The sequence below is a fragment of the Fibrobacter sp. UWB3 genome (assembly GCF_002210405.1).
GTDB lineage: Bacteria > Fibrobacterota > Fibrobacteria > Fibrobacterales > Fibrobacteraceae > Fibrobacter.
Genome location: NZ_MWQJ01000009.1, coordinates 108,509 through 133,464 on the forward strand (window position 1 = coordinate 108,509; position 24,956 = coordinate 133,464).

20 protein-coding genes are annotated in these 24,956 nt (G+C 46.7%); 10 read left to right on the plus strand and 10 right to left on the minus strand.

What is annotated here, in order from left to right; genetic code table 11:
* Positions 1-18: 18 nt before the first annotated feature.
* The 4 genes from B7991_RS10990 to cysS are packed head-to-tail and all read right to left on the minus strand — an operon-like array spanning position 19 to position 4,684.
* Positions 19-1,170: an acyltransferase gene (locus B7991_RS10990; protein ID WP_088630855.1), complete on the minus strand. Its 1,152-nt coding sequence runs from the start codon at positions 1,168-1,170 to the stop codon at positions 19-21.
* 28 nt (positions 1,171-1,198) lie between these two features.
* On the minus strand, positions 1,199-1,855 hold the full coding sequence (locus tag B7991_RS10995) for an MBL fold metallo-hydrolase (RefSeq protein WP_088630856.1): 657 nt from the start codon (positions 1,853-1,855) through the stop codon (positions 1,199-1,201).
* A 9-nt stretch (positions 1,856-1,864) separates the two neighbouring features.
* Positions 1,865-3,226 carry a sugar MFS transporter gene (locus tag B7991_RS11000; protein ID WP_088630857.1) on the minus strand — a complete coding sequence of 454 codons (1,362 nt, stop codon included), beginning with the start codon at positions 3,224-3,226 and terminating at the stop codon, positions 1,865-1,867.
* A 3-nt stretch (positions 3,227-3,229) separates the two neighbouring features.
* Positions 3,230-4,684 carry a cysteine--tRNA ligase gene (cysS, locus tag B7991_RS11005; RefSeq protein ID WP_014545525.1) on the minus strand — a complete coding sequence of 485 codons (1,455 nt, stop codon included), beginning with the start codon at positions 4,682-4,684 and terminating at the stop codon, positions 3,230-3,232.
* A 244-nt stretch (positions 4,685-4,928) separates the two neighbouring features.
* On the opposite strand from cysS, the gene B7991_RS11010 reads away from it, so the two are divergent.
* Entirely contained in the window at positions 4,929-6,965 is a 2,037-nt protein-coding gene (locus tag B7991_RS11010; RefSeq protein ID WP_088630858.1) for a carbohydrate-binding domain-containing protein, read from the plus strand.
* A gap of 182 nt (positions 6,966-7,147) precedes the next feature.
* Here B7991_RS11010 and B7991_RS11015 read toward each other — a convergent pair whose 3' ends face one another.
* Both B7991_RS11015 and trxA read right to left on the minus strand, forming a co-directional pair.
* Positions 7,148-7,816, minus strand: coding sequence for a Crp/Fnr family transcriptional regulator (locus tag B7991_RS11015; RefSeq protein ID WP_088630859.1), 669 nt, complete (start codon positions 7,814-7,816; stop codon positions 7,148-7,150).
* A gap of 236 nt (positions 7,817-8,052) precedes the next feature.
* Positions 8,053-8,361, minus strand: a complete 309-nt coding sequence (gene trxA, locus B7991_RS11020) for a thioredoxin (protein WP_088630860.1) — start codon at positions 8,359-8,361, stop codon at positions 8,053-8,055.
* A 445-nt stretch (positions 8,362-8,806) separates the two neighbouring features.
* On the opposite strand from trxA, the gene B7991_RS11025 reads away from it, so the two are divergent.
* Both B7991_RS11025 and B7991_RS11030 read left to right on the plus strand, forming a co-directional pair.
* Positions 8,807-9,322: a hypothetical protein gene (locus B7991_RS11025; protein ID WP_088630861.1), complete on the plus strand. Its 516-nt coding sequence runs from the start codon at positions 8,807-8,809 to the stop codon at positions 9,320-9,322.
* Positions 9,306-9,710, plus strand: coding sequence for a hypothetical protein (locus tag B7991_RS11030; protein ID WP_088630862.1), 405 nt, complete (start codon positions 9,306-9,308; stop codon positions 9,708-9,710). The genes B7991_RS11025 and B7991_RS11030 overlap by 17 nt, the downstream gene beginning before the upstream one ends.
* A gap of 56 nt (positions 9,711-9,766) precedes the next feature.
* On the opposite strand, the gene B7991_RS11035 is transcribed toward B7991_RS11030, so the two are convergent.
* On the minus strand, positions 9,767-11,269 hold the full coding sequence (locus B7991_RS11035; protein WP_088630863.1) for an endo-1,4-beta-xylanase: 1,503 nt from the start codon (positions 11,267-11,269) through the stop codon (positions 9,767-9,769).
* Positions 11,270-11,386: 117 nt separating this feature from the next.
* Entirely contained in the window at positions 11,387-12,805 is a 1,419-nt protein-coding gene (locus B7991_RS11040) for an endo-1,4-beta-xylanase (RefSeq protein WP_088630864.1), read from the minus strand.
* 191 nt (positions 12,806-12,996) lie between these two features.
* On the opposite strand from B7991_RS11040, the gene B7991_RS11045 reads away from it, so the two are divergent.
* From B7991_RS11045 to B7991_RS11065, 5 genes are all read left to right on the plus strand, one after another.
* Complete coding sequence (locus tag B7991_RS11045) at positions 12,997-13,893, plus strand: flavodoxin (RefSeq protein ID WP_088630865.1); 897 nt, start codon at positions 12,997-12,999, stop codon at positions 13,891-13,893.
* Positions 13,894-13,902: 9 nt separating this feature from the next.
* On the plus strand, positions 13,903-14,490 hold the full coding sequence (locus tag B7991_RS11050) for a fibrobacter succinogenes major paralogous domain-containing protein (RefSeq protein WP_088630866.1): 588 nt from the start codon (positions 13,903-13,905) through the stop codon (positions 14,488-14,490).
* 147 nt (positions 14,491-14,637) lie between these two features.
* Positions 14,638-17,460, plus strand: a complete 2,823-nt coding sequence (locus B7991_RS11055) for a DEAD/DEAH box helicase family protein (RefSeq protein WP_088630867.1) — start codon at positions 14,638-14,640, stop codon at positions 17,458-17,460.
* Between the two features lie 6 nt (positions 17,461-17,466).
* Positions 17,467-18,903, plus strand: coding sequence for a class I SAM-dependent DNA methyltransferase (locus tag B7991_RS11060; protein WP_088630868.1), 1,437 nt, complete (start codon positions 17,467-17,469; stop codon positions 18,901-18,903).
* On the plus strand, positions 18,900-20,372 hold the full coding sequence (locus B7991_RS11065) for a restriction endonuclease subunit S (protein ID WP_088630869.1): 1,473 nt from the start codon (positions 18,900-18,902) through the stop codon (positions 20,370-20,372). The genes B7991_RS11060 and B7991_RS11065 overlap by 4 nt, the downstream gene beginning before the upstream one ends.
* Here B7991_RS11065 and B7991_RS11070 read toward each other — a convergent pair.
* Entirely contained in the window at positions 20,343-20,996 is a 654-nt protein-coding gene (locus tag B7991_RS11070; protein WP_088630870.1) for a restriction endonuclease subunit S, read from the minus strand. The genes B7991_RS11065 and B7991_RS11070 overlap by 30 nt on opposite strands.
* Before the next feature lie 134 nt (positions 20,997-21,130).
* Here B7991_RS11070 and B7991_RS11075 point away from each other — a divergent pair, with 134 nt between their 5' ends.
* Together B7991_RS11075 and B7991_RS11080 are read left to right on the plus strand one after the other, a co-directional pair.
* The gene (locus B7991_RS11075) at positions 21,131-22,723 is read left to right on the plus strand and encodes an ATP-binding protein (RefSeq protein WP_217898060.1); all 1,593 of its coding nucleotides are present in this window, start codon (positions 21,131-21,133) and stop codon (positions 22,721-22,723) included.
* Positions 22,724-22,822: 99 nt separating this feature from the next.
* On the plus strand, positions 22,823-23,572 hold the full coding sequence (locus tag B7991_RS11080; RefSeq protein WP_369597613.1) for a tyrosine-type recombinase/integrase: 750 nt from the start codon (positions 22,823-22,825) through the stop codon (positions 23,570-23,572).
* Positions 23,573-23,712: 140 nt separating this feature from the next.
* Here B7991_RS11080 and B7991_RS11085 read toward each other — a convergent pair whose 3' ends face one another.
* Positions 23,713-24,930: a TraB/GumN family protein gene (locus B7991_RS11085; RefSeq protein ID WP_088630872.1), complete on the minus strand. Its 1,218-nt coding sequence runs from the start codon at positions 24,928-24,930 to the stop codon at positions 23,713-23,715.
* Positions 24,931-24,956 lie beyond the last annotated feature (26 nt).

Below are 24,956 nucleotides of genomic sequence, written 5' to 3' on the forward strand. Positions count from 1 at the left end.
CACGATTAAGCCTTTGCATTATTCCCTAATGCAGAGGCTTTCTTTTACGCTGATTTTTTCTTTGCCGAGTAGGCGGTGGAGTTTGCATCGGAAAAGCGGAATTGCGGCGATAGTGCCCAAGGCGACAATCGGGATGGCGATGTAGGCGATTCCCGGTTGGTTGATTTGCGGTCTGAAGAAGAGTCGCAGCATCAGGACAATCCACCAGTGGACTGCAAGAATTACGAGCGCGTTGCGGGAAATGTTGCGGAGTATTCCCTTGAAAATGCGGATGGGGGCAATGTTTGGAATCTTGCTCGCAAGCAGGAACGTGGCGATGAGTCCGATAATGCCTGTAATGGAACTTGCGACAAATTGGGGGAGGCTCTTGCCCAAGTCATTGTTCATGATGCTGAAATTCGGGCTCGGCGATTCCAAAAATGCGTAGGCGATAAAGCTTGTGATTCCGATGGCGGCAACGATCGCCGTGTTTTTCGCGGCGTGAGCTGTACTCGCAGAAATGGCTCTGTGGATTTTTTTGATGGGTTCTTTGCAGAGAAAACCGCATCCGAAGAAGAATAGAATGGTAAGATCGCGCTCGATGCCAAGCGGCAAGTGAATGTGATTTTCGTTCAGGAGCCAACCGCAAAGGAGCCCTTCTATGGACATCACGGCGAAAAATAGCTTGGGGTTGACTTGCTTTTTCGACATTTCGTGAAGCAGGTAAAAAAGCAAGCTGACGGAATAAAGCGTGAACACAAACCACAGCGGGCCCGCTCCGACCGAGGACTTCCCGGCGATGAAAATTTTAGCAATGTTCCAATAGATGTATTGCCATGTGTTGTTGATGTCGGGAATCGTGTTCACGACCATCATTGTGGGCGATTTCGGGAACAAAGTAAAGCTGTAAACAACCGGGTCAATGGCAAAAAATAGGAATGAAAGATAAAGATAGGGAACTAACAGAACGTGCGTTTTATGGGTAAAGTAACTTTTGAAATTGGTAAAGCGTTTTGTGCTGAAAAGAAATCCCGAAATAAAGAAAAATGCGGACATGCGAAGTGCGCTCAAGTGATACATTCCCAGGTGCGCGTTTGGAAAATTCTGCTCAATGTGGAATAGGCAAACGAGCAAAAGAACGAATCCCTTGAACTCGTCAATCCAACTGATTCGCACGCGGTTTTCACTCATAACAAAGGTCCCTGAGCCTGCCGAAGGGTTAGTACCATCCCTTTTCATTCTCGATGGTAGTGCTTGGTCCGTGGCCGGGGAATACAACGGTTTCTGCCGGGAGCGTAAGGAGCTTCGACTTGATGCCGCTCACGAGGGCGAATTCGTCACCGCCGTAGAGGTCGCTGCGACCGCGGCTCCCTGCGAAAATGATGTCGCCTGGGAAAAGGAGCGGAGGTACATTGTCTTGTCCGTTGACTTTGCCCGGATTCTCGCAGAAGAAGGCGAGACCGCCCGGGGAATGCCCTGCAACGTGAATCACTTGCAGACGGATTTCCGCAATTTCGATGATGTCGCCGTCATTCAGGTAATTGCCCAAAGCGGGGGCTAAATCGTTGCACGGGAGCCCGAACATTTGACTTTGTTCTTTTTGCGCGTCGAGAAGGAAAGTGTCGTCTTTGTGTGCTTCGGCCTTGATGCCAAAAGTGCGTTCCGCAAATGCGTTCCCGAGAACATGATCCAAGTGCAAATGCGTATTCAAAACGCGCACGACTTTGAGATTTTCGCTTTTGATGTAATCGGTGAGTGCCGCTTGTTCGCGGGCATTGCTCACGCTTGGGTCAATTAAAATGGCTTCGCCCTTGCTGTTACTCAGGATGTAGCAGTTCACTCCGAACGGATTGAATACAAATTGCTTTATTTCCATAATAAACCCCTAACGTTTCTTTTGGCGATTGCGTAAACGACGTTGTATGCGACGTTCCCGTTTGAGAGTTTCCATCGAAACCGTGTGGAGAATGTCAATGACGCGTTCGCGGGCGTAAGACTTGTTCAGTTTTTTGTGCGTTACGTAGTCCAGCAAACACACGCATAAAAGTAACAATCCGACAAAAATCGAGAGTGAAATCGGCCAAAGATGGACGGTGAATTTAGCTGCAACGAGACCAAATGCGGGCGGCATTAAGATTGAACCGATGTAGGAACCGGCGAGCTGGATGCTAATCGCTTGACTCGAAAGCGATTCTCCAAATCTTGCAGGGGTTGCATGGATTAGTGACGGGTACACGGGTGCGCAACCGAGGCCGAGCAGGCAAATGCAGGCGGGCTGCAAGTTCAGCGGGAGCGGGATTGAAAGGATGAGGCAACCCACAGAGACGATGGCGATTCCAGCGTAAATCAGGCGATGGTCGGTAAACTTGATTGCAAAAAATCCGCTTGCAATGCGGCCAATCATCACGGATGCAAACATGAGCGAAACGATGAATGCTCCGATTTCGGGTTTGAATCCGCAGGCGATGAGATAGGTGCCGCACCAAAGGCTTGTCGAAATTTCGAGTGCCGAATAAAAGAAGAAGGTGAGGAACGAAAGTTTCATTCCTGGAACGCGGAGCGCTTCACGGATACTGATGTGCGGCGCATTATTTGCGTTGCCGTTGGAGGGCGCGGCAGTTCTCGGCGTGTTTCCTGGGCTCGCGACTTTCGCATTCTCGGAATTCGCCGGGATGGTTACGTTTTCGGAGAGTCCTCCACGCGCTTCCGTTTTTTTCCACAGCGGGAGTGAAATGAGAGTCAATACAAAAATTGCGGTGAGGCTTGCAGCGACATATTCGTAAGCTCCACGCCAACCGCTGCCGATCATAATCGAGAACGAAAGCAGTGAAGGTCCGAACGTTGCTCCGATACCCCAGCTTGCATGCAGCCAGTTCGTGTGCTTGGATTCCAGATAAATGGCGGCAAAGTTGTTCATCGCCACGTCGACGGCGCCTGCGCCAATGCCCATCGGAATCGCCCAAAGGCAAAGAATGTTGAACGAATCCGCATTTCCGTAACCGACAGAGGCGATTGCGGTCAGTGCAATGCTGTAGGCGACGAGCTTTCCAGTGCCTAAAACGCGGAGAAATTTTGGGGTGCAGAGGCTAGAGACGATTGTCCCGAGCGATGCAATAATCGAAAGAATACCCGCTGCAGAAATCGGCGTTTGAAGGTCTAAATGCATTAAGGGCCAAGCCGCCCCAAGAATGGTGTCGGGGAGACCTAGCCCAATAAATGCAACGTATATGACAACGAGGAGGAAAATGGCTTATTCCTTCACGCTCCAGGTCGTGCCTTCCTTAGAGTCCTTGATCACGATGTTCATCGCGGCAAGTTCATCACGGATACGGTCGCTTTCGGCCCAGTTCTTGTTGGCGCGAGCTTCCTTGCGGGCTGCGATCAAAGCTTCGATCTTAGCGGTATCGATGTTGTCGTTTGCGCCCTTCTTCACGTATTCTTCGCGCGGCTGGTCAAGCTTGAGACCAAAGATCTTGTCGAAGTCAGCTACGAGTGCTGCCTTTTCGCCGTCATCGATGTCGCTCTTGAGCATCGTGTTCATGATGCCGAGTGCGCGAGGCATGTTGAGGTCGTCGCCGATGGCGTCCTTGAATTCCTGCTGGAAAGCCTTGGCTGCTTCGCTTGTGATAGCGGTTGCCTTGCCAATCAGCGGGTCCGTCTTCTTGTGCAAGCTCTTGAAGGCTTCCTTAGCGCCGGTGAGGGCTTCCCAAGTGAAGTTTAGGTAGTTGCGGTAGTGGCTGCCGAGTGCAAAGTAGCGGTAGTCGAGCGGGTTGAAACCGCGTTCCATGAGGAGCGTGACTGTCAAGAATTCGCCCGAGGACTTACTCATCTTGCCGAACTTCTGTTCGGTCGTGCCGTCTTCAAGCTTTTCTTCGCTTGCGGTGCGGAGAAATTCACCATGCATCCAGAAACGGCTGAACTGAACGCCGTTGGCGCATTCGCTCTGGGCAATTTCGTTCGTGTGGTGCACGCGGATGTGGTCCGTACCACCGCAGTGGATGTCGAGCGTCGGGCCGTTGTACTTCATTGCCATGGCGGAGCATTCGATGTGCCAACCCGGGAAACCAACGCCCCACGGGCTGTCCCATTCCATAGCGCGCTTCTTGTCAGTCGGGCTGAACTTCCAGAGTGCAAAGTCCGTGGCGTTGTGCTTTTCGCCCATGTCGATGCGGCTACCCTTGCGGAGGTTTTCCACGTCGAGGCGTGCAAAGTCGGCGTAGCGCGGGAACTTGAGGCTGTCGAAGTAGATGCCGTCAGAGGTGCGGTAGGTGAAGCCCTTTTCTTCGAGCGTCTTCACCAAGTCAATCTGTTCCTGGATGTGGTCCGTGGCGCGCGTCCAGCGGGTCGGTTCCTGGATGTTGAGGCGGTGCCAGTCGGCCATGAATGCGTCGGTGTAGAACTTTGCGATGTCCCAGACGGACTTGCCTTCGCGGGCTGCGCCCTTTTCCATTTTGTCGTCGCCAGTGTCGCCATCGCTTGTGAGGTGGCCCACGTCAGTGATGTTCACGATGTGGTTGACCTTGTAGCCGTAGTAGTTGAGCGTGCGGACGAGGAAATCTTCAAAAATGTAAGTGCGGAGGTTGCCGATGTGGGCAAAGTGGTACACCGTCGGACCACAACAGTACATACGCACGGCGGGAACGCCTTCGGGAAGAGTGAACAGTTCTTTCTTGCGTGATGCGGTGTTGTAGAATTGAAGTGCCATAAAGCCTCCGGTTAATGCGGCGCAACATGCGCCAAACATGCTAATGCGCGAGGCAATTTAGAAATTTTTACAAGGGACGGCAATTGTGCAGAGCCAATAACTGGCTATAGGATTTGGCTAATTCCGTCAATGTCGTGGCTATCATAATCATTAAACCCTGTTGTATTGACTTCAACGGAAATTGGGCGGCGGAATGGTCCATTTTGGAGCATGGAATTTATATTAAGAAAAAATGGAGTGTTCAATGATGTTAAAAAAGTTGCCTGTGATAGCTGCGTCTGCAGCTTTGAGCTTTTGGGCGTGTGGCGATGATAGTTCAATTGCAAATCCTGATTCCGGTGCGGATCTCCCTGCGGCAACCTCTTCTAGCAGTGACGCTTTTGGCATCGAATCTAGTTCCGGCATTTTAGACATTGATGTTGAAATTTGGAGCTCTAGCAATACGGCCCCAGTTATCGGGACTTCTAGTTCAAGCCGCGCTTTGCCGGGCAATATCGTTTCGAGTTCTAGCGTTGTGCCGAACGTCGGCGCCTCTAGCTCAAGTACGTTGCTTCCTAGCAGTGCAACTTCTAGCTCCAGCAATGTCGTTCCTATTGTGTCGTCGAGTTCTAACAATGCAATCCCCGGCAGCTCGGAATCTGGCGACAATGAGAACGATAACGAAGACGCAAGGACTTTGGATGGTACGCAGATTCTCCTGAAGCTTGCGGGAACTTCGGCAACTGTCGAAAACAACAATGGCTGCGTTGAAGTTGCTGACAAAAGCGCAACGATTACTTGCCCGGGTGCTTATTACGTCACCGGTGAATCGTCCGATTTTCAGGTGGTCGTGAATACTCCGGGTGCCGAAAACGAAGGCAACACGGGCATCTATCTTCACAATGCGACGATTAAGAGCTCCAATGCTCCGATTCTCGTGAAAAATGCTGACAAGACGGTTCTCCATTTGGTCAAGGGTACGACCAACGTGGTTGAAGACGGTAATGGTAATCACTTGTTCGTAAAGGTCAATGGTGCTCAGGATACGGCAAAGGCTGCTATTTATTCGAGAGACGATTTGAATATCAAGGGTGCCGGTACTTTGACCGTTAAGGGAAAGTTCAAAAACGGCATCCAGTGCAGTAACGATCTTAAAATCAAGAACGGCAACATTACTGTTGAAGCCGAAGAAAACGCCATCAAGGGCAAGGGTAGCCTCCAGATTTCTGGCGGTACGCTGAATCTCACGGCCAAGAAGGGCGATGCCCTTGAAAGTGACGAATGCGAAGAAGGTAACGATGGCAAGTGCAAGTCCTTTATCGACGGCAAGGGTATTGTCGATATTCGTGGTGGCAACATTACCATTAAAGCGGGTGATGATGGCATTCAGGCTGCTCATTATGTCATGGTGAGCGATTCTACGGAGCCGTCAACGGTTAAGGTGACTTCTACAGGCAAGGGCTTGGTGGCTGAAAAGTTCATCTATGTGAACGGCGGTAACATCAATGTGACTGCCGATGACGATGCTCTGCATACAAAATACAAAGTCTTCATGAACGCAGGTGACGTGACCATTTCTACGAAGGACGATGGTATCCATGCGGACTCCGCCTTGCATTTGAGCGGTTCTACGATTAACGTCGTTACAGCTTACGAAGGCATGGAAGCCTACAAGATTTTTGCAGAAGGTGGCGTCACGGCTACATTTGCCACAAATGATGGCTGGAACGCTGCGGGTGGTGCTAAGGAAAATTCGGGTGGTTATTCCATGTTCAGCGAATCTAGTGGTCATGCTGTGATTAGCGGCGGTCACCACTACATCGCGTCGAAGGGTAACATGATTGACGTGCTTGACGCCAACGGTTCTGCAAAGATGACGGGTGGTGTGCTGATTCTCGAAATTACCGGCCAAAGCTATGAAAATGGCGGTATGGGCGGCGGTTTCCCTGGCGGGGGCGGCTGGAACATGGGTGGCGGCTTCCCGGGTATGGGCGGTCAACAGGGCGGTGGCAATGGATGCCCCTCCAATATGGCGGGCGGCCTCATCGATACGGACACGGGCTTTGAAATTACGGGCGGCGTGCTCCTTGCATTCGGTGACTACTCGACCGACACCCCGAATTGTGCGTCTGTCAGCTTCACAAGCGATAATTACTACGGTACAGAAAGTGCGGCGTTCAAGCCGGAATACCATGGTAGCACGATTTTCTACGGTGGTGATGTGAAGTCTGTAAGTCAGGTAAATACCGCCGGGATGAAGGAATTCAAGTTCCCCAATGGCAAGATTTACATGTACAAGTAAGTCAAGTTTTTGAATAAATAGGTACAAAAATGGCTGCGAGAAATCGCAGCCTTTTTGCTTGAAACCCTTGCATGTCATTCCACTTCGTGGCTTGACGTGTTCGCCTCGGATATAGAAACATGCAAGCATGTTTCTGCATCGCTCGGCTCTTTTGTCATTCCCGCCACCGAGCGGGAATCTCCTTATAGCAGCCTTTTTAATCCCTCGATATTGCGGAGCACGATTGCGCCGCGCTTGATTTCAACAAGCCCTTTGGCGGCGAATTCCTTGAGCATGCGGGCGACCACTTCTCGGGCGGAATTCACGTCTCGCGCGATTTCTTCTTGTGTCTTTTTGACTTCGGGCTTGTCGCTACTTTCGTATGAATTAATCAAGTAATTGGCAAGGCGTTGGTCGAAACGCTTGAATAGCATCTGCTGAATGGCCCAAATCGTCTGTGAATAGCGTTCCGTTTCACGTTCAAAAACGAATGAACGCACGTGAATGTTCGAGTCCATGAGCTTAGCGCAAACAGAGGAGGGGATGACGAGTACGGTTGTGTCATCTTCAGCGGTGACGATTGTTTCGAATGTCAACTGGTGAATCACGCATGAGGCGGTCGAAATGCAAAATTCATTTGCGTGCGCACGGTAAAGCGTGACTTCGCGACCTTCATCCGAGATAAGGCTCACGCGGATGCCTCCGTTCAAAATGAGGATAATCCCGAGACAAGCGGAACTATTGCTGCTGACAATCTGGTCTTTATTAAAGTGCTTGATCATCGCGCGTTGCGAAACTAACGCCTTTTCTTCAAGCGATAGATTTCCCCAAAACGGAATTTTCTTGACAATTTGACTAATCGGTTCGACCATAGCGAGCTCCCTCTAGAGGGAATATATAAAATCATTTTGTTTGTCATTCCCGGCGCCTGTCCTCGCTTGACGGGGATGACCGGGAATCTCCTTTTTTAAAGGAGTAGGAAGTGTGCTGTGTTTGATGTGTTAATGCATAAAATGCCCGCGCACTCGGACTCTGCTTACTTCGGCTTGCTCAGTACAGGCCATACAGACGGTGGCGGGCTTGGTTGGATTGAACAGGAGAATAGAAATTATATCATCTTCACGATTTGGTCTTTTGGACGGACGCCAACTGCGGAATTTGTGACTTTGCCGTCTTTCATGACCACGAGCAGCGGAATGCTAGACACGCGGAACATGGCAGCGAGATCACCCTCTTCATCGACGTTGACCTTGCAGACTTTGACTTTGTCCTTGTACTCCTCGGCGATTTCCGAGATGGTGGGCGAAAGCATACGGCACGGGCCGCACCATGGTGCCCAGAAATCAATCAGAACGGGTTTGTCGGATTTGAGGACTTCCTCTTCGAAGTTTTGATTCGTGATTTTTATTTCTGCCATTTTTTTACCTCTATTTTGTTTTCTTCTTGTTTACGTCTATATTTTAGATAATGTGAGGCTGTTGTTCTGTGACTAGGTTACATTACGTAAAAATTTTTTAAAGAAATTGTAGTAATTGCCGTTTTTGACTAAATTTCGTCAATTTTAAACGAAAAAAAAGTCGCGAAAAAAGATAATGATTGATGTATTGGATATACAATGCAGTGGAATAAGTTTAAACGTGTTGACGAAGATAGTGTGTATTTTATATATTAATTATATATATTTTATGGAATGGAATAATGACTGAAGCAAATGAAAAAAAGTAAATAGACGTGTTTTTTATATAAGTGCTATTTGTTGGTTTGTTTTGACTTTATGTTGTTTTTTGTTTAAAGAATCGTATAAAAGTTGTTGTGATATATTTACTGCATGGGGTACGTGTACTTCTATAATTGGCTTTGGCGTGGCTCTTTGGCAGATTGTTGGAATGCGTCTCAATACAGAAAATGCAAGAACTGCTGCCGAAAATGCGGAAACTGCTGCAGATGCTGCAAAACAAAAAACGCATGAAATTTATGAAGCTGTACAAAGTAATGTAAAGCGAGTGAATCAAATGATTGCATGTTCTGATATTCGAAGCTTTGCTCAGATTCCAAATGAAATTTTAAAATTGATAGATAGCAAACAATATCGGTGGGCTGGGGAAAAATTGAATTCTTTACGTGCATGTTTGAATGATATAAAATGTAATCCTGAATACGAGAAAACAAAAAAAACAGATGTGATAAAAGATTACTTGGCTGAATTGGCTGATAATGCTGCTGATTTAGCGATTATTAGTGATGGAGAAACACTTCAATCGACAAAACTTAAGGAATTGAACCAATTCCTATATAGAGTTAGTAGTTTTTTAGAAACGTTGGCGGGTGACGTTAAATATTCAAATTTAAGTGAGGTTTGTCATGGAAAAACGTTATAACGAAGATAAAGTTTCATTAGAACAACAAGTAGAAAATGCAAAAAAAAAGGTGAAAGAAAAATTAGTGATTTTGTTAAATCAATTTGTTGATCTTACGCAGAATCAAACTATTATTTGGAAAGAATGTTCTGAAAAGAATAAGTATATGTTTGTTCGTGAAAATGTGGCTTTTGTATTAAAAATATCAAAAAAAGAAAATGAAAAAGCTGTTTTTGGAATAAGAATGATGGATTTGAATAATCAAAAACCAACTATTGATTTTGATGATATAAATCAAAATGATGGGAATCTTTATGCAGCTGCAGAAAAATTGTATTTAGTAATTGATCGTGGACGTATTCAAAATGATGAACAGATGATTGATATGTTTATGAAAGATTTAAAGTGAATGTAAGACGAATTTTTAGAAAAAATTAATATTTAATTGTATTGCATAAGAATTGACTAGACGTTTATAGTTGAATTGTTATTAAGCGTCTTATGGAATAGAAATATTTTGCTTTTATTATAAATATTACTCGTTTTGTATAGAAAATATTGTCTGATTGCAATTCGTTTTACGAGGTCTGTGGATCCATCATGCACGCGGACTACGTAAAGTCCTTCGGCTATAGCGGAAAGATCTGCGCGACCTTTTTCGCACTTTGTGCTAAATATCGGGCGGCCTTGCATGTCGAAAACGTCTACCTTGGCGTTCTTGCCAGCGATGGTCCCTGCGATATACAGCGTGCGTCCGACAAGATTCATAGAAATGTTATTTGCAACTATGCTCGGCTTGATGGCGATTGTAGAGTCACCGCAGTTGTCCGATCCGCAATCCTTAGGCGGGTTGAGGACTGATTCCGGGTAGGGTGTCTTGACTTCGGAAGCGGGGTGCGCCTTGAGGCTAGCCATCACGCTATCGTAGGCGGGCTTCGGCTTGTATTGCTTGTCGTAGAGCAACCCTTCGGTCTTGCCTTGCTGTTCGTCGAGCCAGCTGTGTGCATCGGTCAATCCCCAAATCACGAATTCGCCCATATTCGGCTCTTCGAGGAATACGTCCATGAATTGGCGGTACAAGTGCCCTTGCTTGGCGTAGTCCGCTTCGGTGAGCTTGCCTGCTGAATCCTTCGGGAATCCGATGTCGAGTTCGGTGATGTTCAAAGTCACGCCGAGATCTGCAAGTGCTTTGGCGAGTGCGCGCACGTTTTGCGGAGTTGTTTCGTGTGCAATTTCGATGTGGGTTTGTGTGCCTACGCAGGTGATAGGAATGTTGTTTGCTTTCCAGCGCTTGACCTGTTCCACGACAAAGCTTGCCTTGGATCCTTCGCGGAGGCCCCATTCGATGGAATAATCGTTGTAGCAGAGCTCTGCATCCGGGTCGGCTTCGTGCGCCCAGACAAATGCGGAATCCAAAAATTCTGCGCCGATGCCTTCGTACCAAACGGAGTTTGTGGAGCGCCAGTCGGCATTGTAATCGTCATTGACGGCTTCGTTCACCACATCCCATTCGGCGATTTGGCCTTTCCAGTGGCCAACGACTTTGGTGATGTGATTTTTGAGGACGGCGAGCAGCTTTTCTTTCTGTCCGCTGTAGTTGTTCACCCAGTTTGCGACTTGGCTATGCCAGGCGAGGGCGTGTCCGCGAACGCGGAGTCCGTTGGCCTGTGCGTATTTGACCATCTTGTCGCCCTTTTCGAAGTTGAATTCGTCTTCCTTGGGCTCGGTGGCGTCGAACTTCATTTCGTTTTCGGCAACGACCACGTTGAATTGTGTCTTGTGTATTTCTTCGAATTCCGGCTCGATAGCGTCGTTGAACCATTCGCTGTTCAAGATTGTGCCGATAAAGCGGCCGCGCTCCTTGGCGAGCTCACGAATGGTTTCGTCAGCGGCATTGGCGTTTACAAAGCCCGCGCCTATAATTGCGGCACCGAGTGCAATGTGCGATAAAGAATGAATCTTTTTCATTTTATATCCCTCTATCAACCCATTTGCACCAACCCGAAAGATACATAAAACGTTCGAGAAAGTCAAATAAAAAAGGGACCAGGAAAATCCTAGTCCCTAGTAATTAAGAGGTGAAATCTATTTTATGGAAATCCGTTTGGTTAAATTCGTGGATCCGTTTTGCACTCGTACCACGTAAAGGCCTTCGGCAATGTTACTTAGATCGACTGTTCCGTTAATGCAATTTGTGCTGAACACGGGGCGACCTTGCAAATCGAGCAAGTCGACCTTTGCGGCGGTTTTCGAAGCCAATCCGGTCACGAACAGCGTGCGTCCGGCGACATGCAAAGAAAGACTATTGGGTGCATTGAGCTGCTTGATGGATTGTCCCGGATCCAGTGCGATTGAATCTTTGGCGGTTGAATCTTTTGCCGTGGAGTCCTTGACTGTAGAATCTGCTTTTGCTGAATCCTTCGGCGGTTCGTAAGTCTGGAGTCTTACCAAGATGCTGTCAAAAGCCGGCTTCGGTTTCAAATTGTCATCGTAGATAAGGCCTTTTTGTCGGTTGAGCCCGCCAAGCCAGCTCCATTTGTCAGATACGCCCCAAATCAGGTACGTGTCTGCATTTGGTTCTTCGAGAATGATATCGAGGTATTGACGGAATGTTTGTCCCTGACGTTCAAGGTCGCTTTTGCTGACATTGAGCCCACTCTTGAATCCGATATCAAGTTCGGTGATTTTCAGCTTTACATTGAGTTTTGCAAGTTCCTTGGCGAGGGAGCGGAGGCTATCTGGCGAACCGATAAAGTGCTTGTCGGTGGTGGTATCTTCCACATGCGTCTGGGAACCCACGCAATGGATAGGAATGCCGTTTGCAACCCAGCGCTTCACCTGCTCCAGCAAGAAGCCGGCCTTTGCTTTCGGATTGACTCCCTGTTCGAGATTGTAGTCGTTGTAGCAGAGTTCTGCATCCGGGTCTACAGCATGAGCCCATACGAAGGCAGAGTCGATGAATTCAGGACCGATACCCTGGTACCACACGGAACCTGTACGCCACTGGGGCTCGTTGTTGCTGATGGCTTCGTTCACCACGTCCCATTCGGCGACCTGACCTTTCCAGTGGCTGACAACCTTTTCGATGTGGTTCTTGAGAACGGCGAGCAATTTCTTTTTATCGTTCTTGTAGTTGTTTACCCAGCCCGGAACTTGGCTGTGCCAGGCGAGGGCGTGGCCGCGGACGCGCATTCCGTTTTGCTGGGCATACCTGACCATCTTATCGCCGTTGTTGTAATTGAACCTTCCTTCTTGCGGTTCGGTCGCATCAAACTTCATCTCGTTTTCGGCAACGACGATGTTGAACTGTTGCTTGTGAATCTGTTCGTAATTGCCAGGAAGGCCTCCGCCGAACCATTGCGAGTTCAAAATCGCGCCGATGTAGATTCCGTTTTTATCGGCAAGGGATCTTAATGTTTCGTCTGCAGCAAAGGCGTTTGTTAATCCTGCACCGAATAGGGCCATGCTAAGCATAAGACCCGCGAATGCGTGAGTCTTTTTCATCTTTTGTACTCCTTTTAACCCTAATCCTAATGAGTACCCAATGTTATTTAAGATAAACAAAAAGTAAGCTAAAAGATGTAAAGAAAAATATGCAAAGTTCCACGATAACCAAGATAATGGTAACGCTATTGAACACCTCCCTTTTAAAATTGAATATCTTTTTATCAGTAAAGTTTAAGTTGGAGGTTCTCATGTCTCGTTCCTTGAAGTTTTCGCTTGCTTTGTCGGCAGTATTTGCCGCATCGGCGATGTTCTCCGCTTGCAACAAGCAAGAAGTTGCGCAGTCTAAAACTCAGCCCGCGCCGATTGCTGAAGTAGCTCCGCAGCAGTCTAAGTCTGTGGTGGTTTATTTCTCGCAGACGGGAGCGACCAAAAAGTTGGCTCAGGTTTTCAAGGATGCCCGCAATGCAGACGAATTTGAACTCCAGCTTGTAAAGCCGTTCCCTTCGACATACGACAGCACGATTGCCGAAGTGCGTGCCGAACGCGAAAGCAAGCAGTGGCCCGCTCTTGTGAATGCAAAAGTGGAACTCGCCAAGTACGATACCGTGTTCCTCGGTTATCCGATTATGTTCGGGACATTTACGACTCCGATTTACACGTTCCTTGAAGCGAACGATTTGAGCGGCAAAGTCGTTGTGCCGTTCTGCACTTATGGCAGCGGCGGTCGCAAGGCGAGCGCTAGCGAACTTAAGACTCTTGAACCGAATGCCAATGTGACTATCGCTTATGGAATTTCTAACAAGCGAATTAATGCCGAAGGCGGTGTCGAAAAGGCTAAGGAAGAAGTCGCGACATTCTTTGCAAATCTCGAAACGGGCAAGACTGAAGAAATGCTTGCTGGTGGCTTCTCGGAACAGCGCCCGCTCACGGCTGAAGATTCTGCCGTGTTTGCTGCAGCTACCAAGGATTACGCCTATTTGGGCTTAAAGCCGCTCAGCGTTTCGACGCAGGTTGTCGCTGGAATGAACTACCTCTTCGTTTGCGAAATGAAGGCTTTCGGTGGACCGGCAACGCAGACGAATGTCAAGATTTTCAAGCCGCTTCCGGGCCGTGGTGAACCGGAAATGATTGTCGTCGAAAAGTAAATTTGGAATATGAACTATCTATCATCTGCTCTTGTAATAGCTCTCGTTGCGTCCAGCGCATCTTTTGCTGCCCCCAAAGCAAAAAAGCAAGAACTCAAGGACCCGCGTGATAAGCAAAAGTACCGCCTTGTCAAAATCGATGACCGCACTTGGATGGCCGACAACTTAAACTACAAAATGCCGGGCAGCACTTGCTATAGGGAAGATGACGATAATTGCATGGTCTATGGTCGCCTCTACACTTGGGATGCGGCAAAGTCTGCATGCCCTGCTGGTTTTCGCTTGCCGACAAACGAAGATTTCGAGAGCTTGTGGAAAGCCGCCGGTGGCGACTTCAATGCTGGCTATTTGATCAAGGCAAATTATGGATGGTCCGGCGAAACGAACGGAAACGATACGCTCAAGTTCAGCGCAATGCCATCCGGAAACATGTTTGATGATGGCACTTACGGCAACGAAAGCAAGTTCGCGTTCTTCTGGAGCGCAAACACCGAAGCTAATGAAGCTTCGGTGTGGTATCTTTCGTCAAAGTCGATGGGCTTTAGCTACATGATGAAGCCGAAAGCGTTCGGATTCTCAGTCCGCTGCGTACAGTAAACGGATAGCTTCAGATTCTATTTTGCATAATCCTCGTCGTTAGGCGAGGATCTGTTTTTTTAATGTCATCCCCGCTTTTTTGTCATGCCCGCGCAGGCGGGCTTCTCCTATTTTTAGAAAATAAGTTATTTTAGGGTTTAGAAATTCATGGATGAATTAAAGCCCGAAGAACAAGCTCGCGTTTTGATAGATGAAATGCTCGCCGCAGCCGGCTGGGCAGTTGTTCCGCGTTCTGAGTATTTGGACGTTCCGCATGCACAGGCGGTTACCGAGGCGCTGACCAAAGGGAACAACGAGGCCGACTATCTATTGTTTCTAGATGGAAAGGCTATTGGTGTTCTTGAGGCTAAACGTGCAGAGAACTCTTTGGGGATGCACGTTGCTGAACAAACTGCAAAGTACTCCGCAGGGGCGCTTCCTTGGTACCAAACATGGACAAAACCTTTGCCATTCCTTTTCATGTGTAATGGCGACAAGTTGCTGTTCTGCGACCGAAGGGATTTCGCTGCTGGAGAGCCTCTGGAGTTCCTTGAACTTAAAAAGATGTTCACGCCGAAAGAAGTCGCAATTCGTGCGGAACTTAAATCTGAATTTGCAAAAATGCCTGCAGTCCCCGCAGTGCAGACGAAGGCCAAAGCAGGTTTGCGCCAATGCCAGTACGATGCAATTTGCAACTTGGAACTGAGCTTTAAGCATGGCAAGAAAAAGGCTTTGATTGTCCTTGCAACGGGTGCTGGTAAAACATTTACCGCATGCACAGCGGCGTATCGTCTGCTCAATTATACCCCGGCTAAAAAAGTCTTGTTCCTGGTGGACCGCAACAACCTTGGCAAACAAGCCGAAGGCGAGTTCGGGACATACAAGCTTACGGAAACAGGAATTCCGTTTAGTGATGAGTATGTCGTTCAGCGTCTCCACAACGTGAAGGATATCGAAAAGTCCCATGTGGTGATATCTACCATTCAGCGTCTTTATGCTGTTTTGACCGGGCAAACCTTTGTTGATACCGACGATGACGAATCAGAACTTGATGGCGACTCAACAAACGATCAGTCCTCCGTAAGCATTGAACTTCCGCAAGATTTGAAGGTTGCAAGAGATGCCTTTGATTTGATTATTGTGGATGAATGCCACCGTTCCATTTATGGCAAATGGAAACAGGTGCTCGATTATTTCAATACGGCCCGTGTCGTTGGATTGACTGCGACTCCGACAGAAGAGGCATATGCGTTCTTCAACAAGAATACGGTGGTGGAATACACCCTTGAAGATTCTATCCGCGATGGCGTGAACGTACCCCCGCGCGTATTCCGAATCAAGACCCTAGTCAGTTCGCATGGCGGGACAATCGGTCAGGGCGAACACGTAGAGCGCATTACGCTCTTGGATGGTTCCAAGCAAAAGAAAATTCAGAAAGAGGACCAAAAGTACGAAAGTACCGAATTAGACCGCAGTGTCGTGAACCCGGCACAGATTAGGCTCGTAGTTGACTCCTTTAAGCAAGCCATTTATTCGTCGCTTTACCCGGAACGTTTGAGCGATGACCCTGTCCGCAATTGGAAATATATTCCCAAGACGCTTTTCTTTGCAAAGACCGACAGCCACGCCGACAACATCGTTGATGCCATCAAGCAGTCCTTTGCCGTTGAATTTGAAAAGGTGGGGCTCAAGCTCCCCGAAAAGTTCGTGCAGAAGATTACATGCAAGGCAGGGAATTCCAATCAGCTGATTTCCGATTTCAGGAACGAGAAGGAATTTCGCATTGCGGTGACGGTGACGCTTGTGGCGACCGGTACGGATGTGAAACCTTTGGAAGTCCTTGTGTTCATGCGCGATATCAATTCTGCCGTACTTTACACGCAGATGAAGGGTCGCGGTTGCCGAACGATGGACGACGACAAGTTCCAGCTTGCAACTCCGAACGGAACGAGCAAGGATTGTTTCTACTTAGTCGATGCGGTTGGTGTTACCGAACACGAAATGAAGCTTCCGGGTGCGACTAGCGATGCGGAATTTCACAAGACCTTGGGACTCGAAAGGTTGATGGAACGCCTGGCCCATGGCGAAGTTCCTGATGAGCACTTGAATTTGTTTGCGGGTTATCTCTCGAAAATAAACAACAAGGCGGAGCAGGAAGATTTGAGCGAAGTTAACAAGTTGCTGGCTCCAACATCCCTGTATTTCTTTGTAAGTCGAATTTATGACGCCCTCACAGGTAAGAACGAATTCTCGACGCATCCTTTACCGGAATACAAGGATATCAACGACGCTAACATTGAACGCAGGGAATTGATTTCTGCAGTCATCAACAATGTCAAGGTTCGCAGGGTTCTCCTTGAAATCAATCGTGGCTTTATCAAGATTCAGCATGAAGGCACAGATAGTCTAGTTTACTCCGGTTTCAGCATTGATGAATCTAAAAAGTATGCGGAACTGTTCCGTGAATTTATTGAGCAGAATCGTGATGAAGTGGAAGCTCTGCGCATTATCTACAACAGCGAAGATGTTGCCGTTACCTACGAAATGCTCTCGGATTTGAAGCGCAAACTCGAAAAGTTCAATCCGATGCTGAACGAAAAGAATCTTTGGACTTGCTACAAGACATTGTCCGTGAATAAAGTGGGTAAGGCCAGAAAAGTAAAGGACCTAGAAAAGGACGAAGTTGGCCTTTTGACGAACCTTATACAGTTGGTGCGTTACGCTTTGGGGCAAAAAGAGTCGCTTTATTCATTGCAAAGCACGTCTGCCAGCCTTTTTGAATTATATTGCGGTCAAAATCAACGCGTGTTAAACGAAGATCAAAAGCAAGTGCTTAAGAGGATTGCTCAATATGTTGTGCAGAACGGTTGCGTCTCGGCGCCAATCCTGATGCAGTATGAAAAGCCTCTATTCTTGCAGGCGGCAAAATTCTTCGGCCCGCAAAATGTTAATACAGAAATTCAGAACTTGACAAAGTTCATGTTCCAGTAAAGAAAAATGAAAAAACAGATTGAAGTAAAATCCGAAACGACATTGACGAAAAAGGTCTGGAATATGGCCGATGTGCTGGCGGCTGCCGGCGTGGGCTTTACCGACTACATTATCCAGCTGACTTATTTGCTGTTCCTGAAGATGGATGCCGAAAAGGAATCCTACGGATTGGGGAGTGCCATTCCCAAGGGCAATCGCTGGACGGATTTACTTTCTCTTGAAGGCCCTGATTTGCAGGCGAAATACGAAAAAATTCTTGATACGCTCAAGTCCAAGGATGGCCTGATTGGCGCAATCTTTACCGAAGCGCAGAACAAGATTCAAAAGCCAGCCATGCTTAAAAAGCTCATCAACATGATTGATGAAGAAAACTGGTTTAGCATGGAAGGCGACATCAAGGGTGCTATTTACGAAAGCATTCTTGAAAAGAACGGACAAGATAAAAAGAGCGGTGCAGGGCAGTATTTTACTCCGCGTCCGCTTATTAACGCCATGGTCGATGTCGTGGCTCCGAAAATTACGGAAACCGTTGCAGACCCTGCTTGTGGAACGGGTGGCTTTTTGCTTGCCGCATACGATTACATGAAACGCCAGAGCAACGATATCGAAAAGTTGAAGTTCCTGCAGACGAAGGCTCTTAGCGGTAATGATATCACGCCTTTGGTGGTGACCTTGGCGAGCATGAACCTTTATTTGCATGATGTCAGCCCGGATACGACTCCTGTCAAGTGCGTTGATTCCTTGGAACACGAACCTGAACATTTGGTGGATGTCATTTTGGCGAATCCTCCATTCGGAACGCGTCCGGCAGGTAGCGTAGATATTACCACCATGCGCACCGACTTGATTGTCACGACGACCAACAATCAGCTGAACTTTTTGCAACACATGATGCTAATGCTCAAGGATGGTGGCCGTGCGGGCGTGGTGTTGCCGGATAACGTTCTGTTTGCAGATGGCGCGGGCGAAACGCTCCGTAAAAAGCTTTTGACCGAGTTCAACCTCCACACAATTCTTAGACTCCCCACGGGAATTTTCTACGCGAACGGCGTGAAGGCAAATGTGCTTTTCTTTGTCAAGGGAAGCCCCACCAAGGAAACTTGGTTCTATGATTACCGTACGGGTGTAAAGCACACGCTTGCGACAAGACCCCTGAAACGCAGCGATCTTGATGATTTTGTGAGTTGCTACAATGCAAAGAACATCGCCAAGCGCAAAGAAACTTGGAGCGAAGAAAACCCGACCGGGCGTTGGCGCAAGTATGGGGTCAAGGAACTCCTTGCTCGTGACAAGACGAGCCTCGACATAACTTGGATTAAGGACAAGGACGATATCGAAGACGTGACGCTTGCCGAACTTCTGACAAACATCAAGGACGAAGCGAAGGAAATTGCTGACCACTCCGAAAAACTCGCCAAGATGCTCAAGGAAATCGACGGATGAACACGAAACTCCTGAGGCAGAAAATTCTTGATCTCGCTATTCGCGGAAAACTTACCGACCAACGCAAAAGCGACGGCACTGCTCGTGAACTGTTAGAACAGATTTCTTCGAAGGTCTCGTCATCCTCCTCTACACTGTCATCCCCGCGTAGGCGGGGATCGCCGTCTTCGTCTGCAGCAAAAACGATCATCCCCCTCGACAAAAGTGAAGCCCCCTTTGAAATTCCAGAAAATTGGGAATGGGTGAGGCTTAATGATATTTTTAATTTTATTGATTATAGAGGAATGACTCCTGAAAAGGTAGATAAAGGAGTCCCTTTAATTACCGCAAAAAATGTAAAGAAAGGTTATATTGATTTTTCAATAGATGAGTATATTTCTGAGGAGTCTTATGCAGCACGTCAAGGAAGAGGGAGTCCACAAAAAGGTGATATCCTTTTTACAACAGAAGCTCCTTTAGGGAATGTTGCGTTAGCAGGCATTGATAAATACAGTCCTGGTCAAAGAATTATAACATTTCAGCAATATACAAAAGAGAAACTACTTGACAATCGTTTCTTTGTATTCTTTTTTTTGTCAGATCTTTTTCAGAATTTACTTGTTGATCAGAAAACGGGAACAACTGTAACAGGAATAAAGGCTGCGAAGCTAAAAATGATTCCTGTATTACTTCCTCCCTTAGCAGAACAACAGCGCATTGTTGAAAAAATCCAAGAAGCCTTTGCCGAAATCGATTCCATCGAAAACAATAAAGAACTCCTGAAAACCCACATCAAGCAAGCCCGCCAAAAAATCCTTGACCTCGCCATTCACGGAAAACTCGTACCCCAAAACAAAGCCGACGAACCCGCCAGCGTTTTGCTAGAACGAATAACACGTGATAACCCCCATTATGAGAAGTTGACCGATATTCCCTTTGAAATACCGGAATCGTGGGAATGGGTTAAGTTGGGAGATGTGTGCAAACCAATAAAAAGAGGAAAATCACCCAAATACATTGAACAAAGTAATATATTGGTTTTTGCTCAAAAATGCAATCAAAAAGATGGTCCCGTTTCACTGGAGAAGGCTCTTTATTTAGATGAATCAACGCTAAATAAATATCCTAAAGAAGAATTTCTGCAAAAGGGTGATGTTATCATCAATTCAACAGGTACAGGGACATTAGGACGTGTAGGCCTTTTTAATGTTGATTTGCCTCAAGGAATAAAAGGAATCGTTCCTGATAGCCATGTGACAACGATTCGCTCATCTGTTGTAAATTCAAATTACCTCTATTCTTATTTGAAAAACAAACAATCATATTTGGAAAAAAACGGAGAAGGCTCCACAAATCAAAAGGAACTTAAACCGCACACAATATACGATTTAGAATTTCCACTCCCGCCTTTGGCGGAGCAAAAAAGAATCGTGAACAAAATAGAAGAAATCTTTGCTTCGTTAGACGAGATTTCTCTCCATTTGGTCTAGCGTATAAAACAGTTCCTTAATTTTTGCGGCAATCCGAGATTGCTCAGCAAGCGGAGGAATTGCAATAAATGATTTTCTCATTTGCTCAAGGTAGAAGCCCATTTGAGCGGTTCCTGTTGCATTCTCAACTATGTACTTTTGATAGTAATTAGAATCAAAAAAATATTTCAAGTATTCGTTATAAATATTGGTGTGTATCAGAGACACACTTCTCTGAAAACAATATTTGCCATCACCTGAAAAAATACAACTACGCCCTAAACTTCCGACAGATGTAAAAAGGATATCCCCTTCCTCCAACTTTGTTCGTTGATTTTCTTCTTCAAACATTTCTTTTGACAAATAACGAACATTTTCTAGATCAACGATATCATTGTCATTGATATTCCTAGATGAAAGCATCATGTATTTAGTCACGTAATCAAGCCCCTTGGGCGGATTATGGTCTCCATCAATTAACTTATTGCAAATATCACCCAATCGGCACCAACACCAATTTTCTGGAACTTCAAACGGAACTTCATCTTTACTCAGCATGGGAGGGAGATTCCCGCCTTCGCGGGAATGACGTTTGTAGTTAGAATCTCTCTCGTCTTTCGTCTCTCGTCTTTCGTCTAAACCCATCTTCTCATAATGGGGGTTATGCCTTCAAAATTATTTTCAATGAAATCAACAAACCTCTTGACAAATTTTCAAAATAGTGTATATTTGTGCAGTAGTCCGTTTTTTTATAGCATGTAAACGGAGTGAGGTAGTATATGAGCAAGCAGAATGTGTCGACTTTTACCGCATCAAAATCAGCCGGCAAACTCTATTTTTCCCTAATTTCTGGTGTCAAAATGCCGCAAATTTGCTCAATTTGCGAAAAAAGTGCTTATTACATGGCGGAAAGTGGGGTGAAAAGTACACTTTCCGCAGTGCAATTGGGCATTTTTGGCGAAATTCGCTCAATTATCGGGCGTCATGAGGAGAAAAAAGTTCTCCAAAGGTGTGTGGATAGTGAAAGAGCTGAGTTTGTCGCGATATATGGTCGCAGGAGAATCGGCAAGACTTTTCTGGTAAAGCAGTTCTTTGAAAGCTCGTTTGATTTTTATACGACTGGAGTCTATCAGGTCTCTCGTTCTGAACAATTGAAAAATTGGCAAAAGCAATTACTGAAATACAGTAAACAGAGAAGGAACACGCCTAAAGATTGGTTTGAGGCTTTTGATCAGCTTCAAGAGTATTTGCAATCCTTAAAAAAGGAACGGTTTGTCGTTTTTATTGATGAATTGCCTTGGCTCGATACTCCCAAATCGAATTTCCTAAAGGCTCTTGAAATGTTTTGGAACAGCTGGGGTTCTGATTGCAATCGACTAAAGCTGATTGTTTGTGGCAGCGCCACAACCTGGATGATTAATAAACTGCTAGGTGATAAGGGCGGTTTGCACAATCGTGTGACAATGCCGATTTGCCTTTCTCCGTTCACCTTGCACGAAACAAGTCAATACTTGACTTATATGGGCTTTGACTGGTCCGATATGGAAGTTATCGAGACTTACATGGTATTGGGTGGAGTTCCTTATTATTTGTCTCTGTTGAGCCCCTCTTTAAGTTTGCGGCAAAATATAGACAACCTGTTTTTTAAGCGTAACGCGGTGTTAAAAACGGAATATGACTTCCTTTTTAACTCGCTTTATAGCGAGGCACAAGCATACAAGAAAGTTGTGGAACTTTTATCGTCAAAAATGATTGGCATGACTCGTAGCGAGATGATGTCGAATCTTAAACTTTTGGACAATGGTTTTTTCTCGATAGTTCTTGATAACTTGGAAAAATGCGATTTTATTCGGCATTATCAATCTTTCGGAAAAAGAAGAAACGAAGCGTTATACCAGCTGACGGACATGTTCACACTGTTCTTTGTGCGGTTTGTCAAGAATTATAACGGCATGGATGAAAATGCCTGGAGTCATTTGCCCGATGGCAAACGCAATGCTTGGCAAGGTTACGCCTATGAACAGGTTTGCATACACCATATAAACCAAATAAAAAAAGCTTTGGGCATATCAGGGATTGCAAGTGATGTTTGCTCATGGACTAAAAAAGGAGAGAACGGCGCACAGATAGATTTGGTTATTGATCGGAGCGATAGGGTGATTGACTTATGCGAAATCAAGTATTGCGATCGACCGTTTGAAATCAAAAAAGATTATGCAGATTGGCTTAAAGAACGACGTGATATTTTTAGAGAGAATGTGCGAACGAACAAGACTTTGCACCTGACCATGATTACCCCCTTTGGATTGGCTAAAGGGAAATATGAATCCTGTGTTCAAGGATGTGTGACGGCAGCAGACCTTTTTCAATAAGGAGAGGAGATACTTGCGATGGATTGTTTCGTTTTCTACCTTGCAGAAAGACCTTCGTTTTACCAGTATCTGGAAGGGCAGAACCTTGCTGTCAATACGATGGATTCGTATTGCTGGACAGCGGACTTCTTCAAGTCGCATTTCGGACGGTTTGGTCGTAAGTCGTTGGCTGATTATAAGAGTTTTCTTTTAGAAAATTACAAACCCAAAACTGTTAATTTGCGAATTCAGGGCATCAACAAGTATTTGGATTTTGCAGGCAAATCGAAGTTACGGATCAAGAATGTCAAGGTTCAGCAAAAAAGTTTTCTGGAAAATGTCATTAGCGATGCCGATTACAAATTTTTGAAAACTAGTCTATTGCAAGATGGTCAGACTAAGTGGTATTTTGTTGTGTGGTTTCTATCGGCGACGGGAGCCCGTGTAGGGGAACTTGTGAAACTCAAAGTGGAGCATGTCGAGTGCGGATATTTCGACATCTACGGAAAGGGTGGAAAGTTGCGGCGGCTCTACATTCCGGAAACATTGCAAAAAGAAGCTTTGCGCTGGTTGGAAAGTGAAGGTTGTTCCAGCGGATACCTGTTTTTGAATCGTTTTGGCAAGCAAATTACCCCGCGTGGAATTGCATCGCAACTGAAAGCGTTCGCAAAGAAGTATGGCCTAGATGAAGCCGTCGTTTATCCCCATTCGTTCCGTCACCGGTTTGCCAAGAATTTCTTGGAAAAGCGAAACGACATCGCTTTGCTTGCTGACCTTATGGGGCACGAACATATTGAAACGACACGTATTTATTTGCGCCAGACTGCAAGCGAACAGCGTGAAGTCGTAAATAAGGTGGTGACGTGGTAAACTTAAAAAAGTCCGCATTTTATTGCGAACTTTTATACAAAGTAAATTTATATAAAACGCCTAATGGAGGTGTGTTTAACGGCAGGTCTTCGTCTAAGATTTTCCTAATCCCTAAAACCTAATTCCTGAAGCCTACTAAACTAGAATGCTTGGTAAATCTTGAAGATCGCGAGAATCTTTCCGATGATTGCCGGAATGCCCGGGCATAAGAAACAGAGGATAACGCGTGTGACGCGGTTCTTCCACCAGCGCTTGACTTGCCAAATGTCGTCGGTGAGCGTTTCCATTTCTTGCACGCGAGGCGGTCGCATATAGACCTGCGTGAGTGCCGTAAAGAACCCGACTCCGATAAGCGGTGTAAGCCCAGTGAACGGAGCCATGATCAGCGCTACAAGAATGGTGACCGGATGGCCGCCTGCGATGATTGTTCCGAGCATGGCGCCACCGCCGGTAAGCATGGCCCACTGGAGGCTCAACTGCCCAGCCTTTTCAATTCCAGCAACGTAACCGATGAGGGCGATACTTGCGATAATCAGGAATGTAATGGTCCAGCCGATAATCTTCCAAAGCGAAGCACCCTTCGGGATGACAGAGATGGATTCTTCGCTTGGCAGTTCCTTGTCTTCTTCGATGATGCTTGCGATACCGCGCAGGTGACCTGCGCCAATGACGGCGACAATCTTGTTGCCTGGAGCGTTCTTGATCTTGCTTGCGAGGAACTGGTCGCGTTCGTCGATAAGCACCTGCTTCACTTCGGGGAACGTCTTTCCGAATTCCTGCATCATGGAATTGAGGGCGTCCTTTTCCTTGATTTTTTGCAGTTCTTCTTCGCTGATTTCAGTCTTGTCGAAGATGCTTGCAAAAAGCCCTCCGAGGAGGCTGAACTTGCGGTACCACGGGGTGCAGGCCCAAGTGCGTCGGAGCGTTATCTTGATGTCTCGGTCGGCGAGAACCAGTGGAATATTTTTGCTATTGGCAACGTCAACCGCCTCCTTCAGTTCGGAACCGGGCTTGACGCCTGTCTGTGCGCCCATACGTTTTTGATACGAGCCCAGAACGAGGTTTGCGATGAGGGTTGCCAGTTGCTTTTTCTTGATGACATCTCTCAGGTCTGTATTTTTCCAACGGTCGGGGTCCTGGATAGACTTGAGGCGCCCGTCGTCGAGTTCTACGCAGACCGTGTCCGGAGATTCGGCTTCGATGGTCTCATGGACCAGGTCCTTGGAAACTTGCGAAATATGGGCGGTACCTACGAGGACAATTTCCCTGTTGTCCTTGGTATGGATACGGTAGACGTCGGACTTTCCTCCCGACACAGGTTCCTTGATTTCTTCAGACTGAGAATTGGTTTCATTCATACGGTAGACGTAATGTAGAAAAAGAT